7 protein-coding genes are annotated in these 6,280 nt (G+C 67.7%); 5 read left to right on the forward strand and 2 right to left on the reverse strand.

Annotated features, from left to right (window positions below):
- Positions 1 to 565: FAD-binding oxidoreductase (locus GJ629_RS13480; RefSeq protein ID WP_157513511.1), on the forward strand; the 565-nt coding region annotated here is incomplete at its 5' end.
- 8 nt (positions 566 to 573) lie between these two features.
- Here the strand turns inward: GJ629_RS13480 and GJ629_RS13485 are convergent.
- Both GJ629_RS13485 and GJ629_RS16375 read right to left on the reverse strand, forming a co-directional pair.
- On the reverse strand, positions 574 to 1,053 hold the full coding sequence (locus GJ629_RS13485; protein ID WP_157513512.1) for an Hsp20/alpha crystallin family protein: 480 nt from the start codon (positions 1,051 to 1,053) through the stop codon (positions 574 to 576).
- A gap of 57 nt (positions 1,054 to 1,110) precedes the next feature.
- Positions 1,111 to 1,269, reverse strand: coding sequence for a hypothetical protein (locus GJ629_RS16375; protein WP_197428613.1), 159 nt, complete (start codon positions 1,267 to 1,269; stop codon positions 1,111 to 1,113).
- 94 nt (positions 1,270 to 1,363) lie between these two features.
- Here GJ629_RS16375 and GJ629_RS13490 point away from each other — a divergent pair, with 94 nt between their 5' ends.
- The 4 genes from GJ629_RS13490 to GJ629_RS13505 form a co-directional block, all read left to right on the forward strand.
- The gene (locus GJ629_RS13490; protein ID WP_197428615.1) at positions 1,364 to 2,155 is read left to right on the forward strand and encodes a DUF429 domain-containing protein; all 792 of its coding nucleotides are present in this window, start codon (positions 1,364 to 1,366) and stop codon (positions 2,153 to 2,155) included.
- A 58-nt stretch (positions 2,156 to 2,213) separates the two neighbouring features.
- Positions 2,214 to 3,932 (forward strand): radical SAM protein, encoded by a 1,719-nt coding sequence (locus GJ629_RS13495; RefSeq protein WP_157513514.1) that lies wholly within the window; start codon positions 2,214 to 2,216, stop codon positions 3,930 to 3,932.
- A 67-nt stretch (positions 3,933 to 3,999) separates the two neighbouring features.
- Entirely contained in the window at positions 4,000 to 5,832 is a 1,833-nt protein-coding gene (locus tag GJ629_RS13500; RefSeq protein WP_157513515.1) for a flippase-like domain-containing protein, read from the forward strand.
- A gap of 218 nt (positions 5,833 to 6,050) precedes the next feature.
- Positions 6,051 to 6,280 (forward strand): TFIIB-type zinc ribbon-containing protein (locus GJ629_RS13505; protein ID WP_305037657.1); only part of this gene is annotated, 230 nt, incomplete at its 3' end.

Here is a 6,280-nt window from a genome sequence, read left to right on the forward strand (position 1 = left end):
CGCCGTCGGCGGCCGCGAACGGCGCTTCGACGCCGTCGCGGTGGCCGCCGGCGCGGCGACGGCGGCGTTGCTGTCGGCCGTCGGTATCGACATTCCGCTGGGGTACTACCGGGCGCAGGTGCTCGTGACCGAGGAACTCGACCGGTCCCCGCCGTCGGTGTACGACGCTACCGACGAGTACTACCTCCGGCCGTGGGACGGCGGGGTGTTGCTGGGTGACGGCGTCGACCCGACGGTGACCCCGGAAGACTGGGACCGCGGGACCGACCCGGGGTTCCGGGCCCGCGGCCGCGAGCGACTGGCGGAGACGCTCGGCGTCTCGCCGGCCATCGAACGGTCGTGGGCGGGGCTGTGTACGGCGACGCCCGACCGGACGCCGATGGTCGGACGCGTCGCCGAAGGCCTGTTCGTCGCGACCGGGTTCCACGGTCACGGCCTGTTGCGCGCGCCGGCGGTGGCCGAAGCGCTGGCGGCGCAACTGCTCGGGGCGAGCGGTATCAGCGGGTTCGACCCGAAGCGGTTCCCGGCGGACGCGACGCCGACACTACCGACGGGCCGGAAGTGACCGATCGGTTACTCCTCGGCGTCCGTCTCGTCGGTGTCGTCGCTCGCGTCCGTCTCGGAAGTGTCGGCCGTCTCGTCGGCGTCCGCCTCCGCGGCGTCGATCTCCTCGTCCTCGACTTTCGGGACGCGGACGTGGAGAGTGCCGTTGTCCTTCAGCGTCGCGGTGGCGCCGTCGGGGTCGACGGCCGCCTCCGGCGGGAGGATGACCGACCCGTCGAGCGAGAGGCCGCGTCCGGGGACGACCATCTCGAAGCCGTCGTAGAACTCCCGGAAGCGGTCGATTCGGACCTCGACGCGGTTGTCCTCGAACCGGACCTGTACGTCGCTGCTGGTCGCGCCCGGTGTGTCGAACACGGCGAGAAACGCCTTGTCGCTCTCTAGGAGGTCGACGGCGAGCGGCGAGCGTTCCTGCGCACGGCTCAGCGCCCGTCCGACGTTCTCGAGGACGGTGTTGCTGATGGTCTCGCCAACGTCGCGGAGTGAAGTCATACCCGAAGGTTCGGGCGGCGGCTTCTTATCCGTTGTGCCCCACGCGAGGCGACAGAACTACAGTTCTATCAGTTCCAGACAGTCCGTCCCGCCACAGACCGGGCACTGGAGGTCCTCGACGCCGTGGTCCTCGGGAACGTCGTAGGTGTAGTGGTTCTCGAACATATCCAGAAAGCAGTCCTCGGCGGTGCACTTGACTTCCTTCGTCGGTGGCATAGCCGGGGATAGTGGCGGCCGGCGGAAACGGTTTTCGCCGACCCGTCACTCACGCCACATAATCCAAAAGAGGGGGTGGTGCGTACGGGGTGGCGTGGACAGGATTCTCGGCGTCGACTTCAGTGGCGCGCGCGACGCCGGCCAGAAGATATGGCTGACCGTTGGGGTCGAACGCGGCGGCGAGTTACACGTCAAGTCCTCGGTTCCGGCCGGCCAGCAGTTCGGGGCCGACTCCCGCGAGGAGTGTCTGGCGGGGCTTCGGAGCGCCATCGGGAAGGCCGACGTGGTGGGACTGGACTTCCCGTTCGGCCTCCCGGCGGTCGTCTGTGAGCACGAGGAGTGGCGGTCGGTCTGTCGATGGATCGCCGAGGACGTCACAGACCCCGACGAGTTGCAAGAGGTGTGTGTCGACCGGGCGAAAGCCGCCACTGACGGGGAGTCCGCCTACCTCCGGCGGGCGACCGACGAGCCACACGGCGCGCTGTCGCCGTATCACTGGTTCACCGCCGCACAGACGTTCTACGGCGTCGGAAACGTCCTCTGGCCGCTGCTTCGTGAGGGGACGATCAGGATCGAACCGATGGGGGACGGGTCGGGAACCCCGGTCTGTGAGATATACCCGGCCGGGACGCTTCAGGACGTAGGGTTGCCCGCCGACCGGTACAAAGACGACACCGACGAGGCGCGACAGCGCCGCGAGACCATCGTCGAGGGGTTGCGGCTGACGCCGCTGTCTTTGCACGGCATCGAGGACCATCTGATAGCGGACGTGGGCGGGGACGCCATCGACAGCCTGCTGGCGGCGCTTGCGGCGTGGCGGGCCTCCCGCGAGGGGTTCGAACCGAGCGAACCGTGGGACCCACTGGAGGGCCACATCTACGTGTGAGCGGCGGGCGACACGCAGTGCGACACCGTTTTCGCCCTCGAAGCCCGACACTCTCCCGATGACCGACCCCCGCGACATCGACGTGACCATCGTCGACGGCTACGTCGACGAACCGGCCCACTTCGGCGTGCCGCCGTACATCTCGACGTATCCGCGGTACGCCGCCGGTGCGATGGTCGACGCGGGCGTCCCACGCGAACAGATCACGTACCACACGATAGACGCCCTCCGGGAGGACCAACAGCGCTGGCGTGAGGTGGCCGACGCCGACCTCACCGTCTACGTCGGCGGGATGACCGTCCCCGGGAAGTACGTCGGCGGCACGCCCGCCGAACCCGACGAGGTGCGACAGATAGCCTGGCGGGCCGACGGCACCTCGATTATGGGCGGCCCCGTCCGGTTCGGCGTCGGCGAGGAGAACGTCGGCGCCAGCGAGACGGCCCGCGACGACCTGGACTTCGACTTTCTGGCCGGCGCGGACATCGAGGCGGCGGTGTACGACCTCGTCGAGAACGGACTGGAAGGGTTCGAGGACCGTTACCGCAGCGTCGAAGAGGAGACTCGCTGGGCCCGACGGGGCGCGTTCGTCGTCGAGCAACACCCCAACCACCCGGAGTACATCCTCGCCGAACTGGAGACATCCCGCGGGTGTCCCTACCGCTGTTCGTTCTGTACGGAACCGATGTACGGCGACCCGGACTTCCGGCCGCCCGAGAGCGTCGTCGACGAGGTGGACGCCCTCGCCGACTACGGCGTCAGCGACTTCCGACTGGGCCGACAGGCCGACATCCTCGCCTACGGCGGCGACGGCGAGGCCCCGAATCCCGACGCCCTCCGGAAGCTATACGGCGGGATCCGCGAGGTCGCACCGGATCTTGACACCCTGCATCTGGACAATATGAACCCCATCACCGTCGTCAAGTGGCCCGAGAAGGCCAAAGAGGGGATCAGGATAATCGCCGAGCACAACACACCCGGCGACACCGCCGCGTTCGGCCTCGAATCGGCCGACCCGAACGTCCAGAGCGACAACAACCTCAACGTCACCGCCGACGAGTGTCTGGAAGCGGTCCGCATCGTCAACGAAGTGGCCGGGTTCCGGCCCGGCGGCGACCGCGAGACGGCCCCGAACTTCGGCGAGGACGCCGCGCCGCGACTCCCGAAACTGCTCCCGGGGATCAACCTCGTCCACGGCCTGAAAGGCGAGACGGCCGAGACGTTCGAGCACAACAAGCGCTTCCTCCAGCGCGTGATGGACGAAGGCCTGATGCTCCGCCGGGTCAACATCCGGCAAGTGATGGCCTTCGAGGGCACCGAGATGGCCGAGACGGGCGCTGACATCGCCAAGGACCACAAGCAACTGTTCAAACAGTACAAACGCGAGGTACGGGAGACCATCGATAACCCGATGCTACAGCGCGTGGCCCCGCCGGGAACGGTGTTGCCGGACGTCCACCTCGAATACCACAAAGAGGGCAAGACCTTCGGGCGACAACTGGGGACCTATCCCCTCCTCGTCGCCATCCCGGGCGAGCGAGAACTCGGGCGAGTGCTGGACGTAGCGATCACCGACCACGGCTACCGCTCGGTGACGGGCGTCCCCCATCCGCTGGACATCAACGCGGCGTCGATGGACGAACTGCAGGCGCTCCCGGGACTGGGCCGCCAGCGCGCGGGCAACATCGTCGTCGACCGGCCCTACGACTCGGTGGAGAACGTCGAGGAGCAGGACCTCTCGAAGTTCGCGGTGGCGAACGACCCCGGGAGCGCGGACTGACGCCACCGCCGGAACACCGTCTTCGGTATCAGAAAGTTCTTGCCCGCCCTGACGCAACTCCTGTGCAATGAGCGAGGGAGTCGAGGTGAGCGTCGTCCTCCCGGCGTACAACGAGGAGGACACCATCGAACGGACCGTCGAGGTGACACTCTCGACTCTCGCGGACTTTCTCCCAGCCGGATCCTTCGAAGTCATCGTGGCCGAGGACGGCTGTGACGACCGGACGCCCGAGATAGCGACCCGGATGGCCGAGGACGACGAGCGGGTCCGACACATCCACAGCGACGAGCGACTGGGACGGGGCGGGGCACTGGAGTACGCCTTCCGGCGGGCCGAGGGCGAGACGCTGGTCTACTTCGACACCGACCTCGCCACTGACATGTTCCACCTCGAGGAACTGGTCGAGAGCATCCGCTCGGGCGAGTACGACGTGGCCACCGGGTCGCGCTGGATTCCCGGCGAGGCCGCCGACCGGCCCGCGAAACGGGGCATCCCGAGTCGTGGCTTCAACACGATGGTCCGGCTAGTCCTGCGCTCCGACGTCAAAGACCACCAGTGCGGGTTCAAGGCCTTCGACCGCGAGACGCTGCTGGCGCTGATGGACGACGTCGAGGACGACCACTGGTTCTGGGACACGGAGGTCCTCGTGCGCGCCCAGCGGGAGGGCTACCGCGTCAAGGAGTTCGCGGTCGACTGGACGCCGAAAGGCGACTCCAAGGTCGACCTCGTGCGGGACGTCTTCGGGATGGGCAGCCAGATAGTCCGGACCTTCTGGCAACTGTCGGTAGCCCCGCGCATCGACCGGCGGGTGTCCATCGCCGCCGGGACCGGACTGGTGTTGGTAGCGTTGTTGCTGATGACGACGTACTTGGATCTGGGGGAGGTATGGGCGGAGATACGCAGCGCTGACCCGGCGCTTATCGGCCTCTCTGCGGTGGTGTACGTCCTCTCGTGGCCGCTCCGGGGCGTCCGGTACCGAGACATCCTCGCCGAACTGGGCTACCCCTCGGAGACGGGCTTTCTGACCGGCGCTATCTTCATCAGCCAGACCGGGAACCTCGTCTTCCCGGCCCGTCTGGGCGACGGCGTCCGGGCGTACGTGATGAAGGCCCGCCGGTCGGTGCCGTACCCGTCGGGGTTCGCGTCGCTTGCGGTCGAACGGGTGTTCGACCTGCTGACAATCGCCATCCTCGCGGGCGTCGTGATCCTCGGGATGTTGGTGACGATGTCGCCCGCGGAGTTGCAGGCGGCGATCACCGGCGTCGAACTCGGCGGGAACCGCGAGCTATCCGGGGAGCGAGCGCTGCTGGTGGCCGCCGGCGTCGCGGCCGCGGCGGTGGTGGCGACGGTCGTCATCGTCGCCAGCGCCCGCAGCGACCGCAACTACGTCCGGGAGACCGTCAGCCGGTTGAGTTCGGATTCGTACGCCGACTACGTCGCCGGCGTGATCGAATCGTTCGTCGGCGACATCCAGACCGTCGCCAGCGACCGCCGGGCGTTCGCGGTCGTCGGGGCCTCCAGCCTCCTGATCTGGACGCTGGACGTCCTCACCGCCGTCGTCGTCCTCGCGGCGTTCGGCGTCGAACTGACGGCGTTCGTCGTCGGCGTGGCCTTCTTCGCGGTCAGCGTCGGGAACCTCGCGAAAGTGCTCCCGCTGACCCCCGCCGGGCTGGGCCTGTACGAGGGGGCATTCGCCGTCATCGTCGTCGGTCTCACGCCCGTCGGCGCGGCGCTGGCCATCAGCGTCGCCATCGTCGACCACGCAGTCAAGAACGTCGTCACCCTCGCCGGCGGCCTCGTCTCGATGGCGTGGCTCAACGTCTCGCTGACGACGGCCGTCGAGGAGAGTGAGGCACACAGCGCCTCGGCGGACGAGCGGGGAAGCACGGCCCGGGAGTGAGCGGCGAGTCCGAAGCTATCGGCAGCACCGCCGTCCGCGGCAGACACTTCAAACCCCGTGCTAACGCGACTCACGACACGGCGAGCGTGGGTGTCGCTGCCGTGACGGTTCGCGTTCCGTAAGGTATAAGAAGGTTCCTACTAACCGTTTGGTCAGCGACCACGTGCCCGGGCTTCTCCGCAGTGATCGTTCGCCCGGCCAGCATACGCCATCCAACTATGAGTGAATCAACACGAACACGCAGACAGGTAGAGGAAGAGGAGACGGAGTCGACGGAGGAAGACGTCGTCTGTCCGGAGTGTGACGGCCGACTCGTCGTCGACGACGCCCGGGGCGAGACAGTGTGTGAAAGCTGTGGCCTCGTCGTCGACTCCGACGAGATCGACCGCGGCCCCGAGTGGCGCGCGTTCGACTCGAAAGAGAAAGACGAGAAGTCCCGCGTCGGCGC

This window comes from Halapricum sp. CBA1109 (assembly GCF_009741825.1).
GTDB lineage: Archaea > Halobacteriota > Halobacteria > Halobacteriales > Haloarculaceae > Halapricum.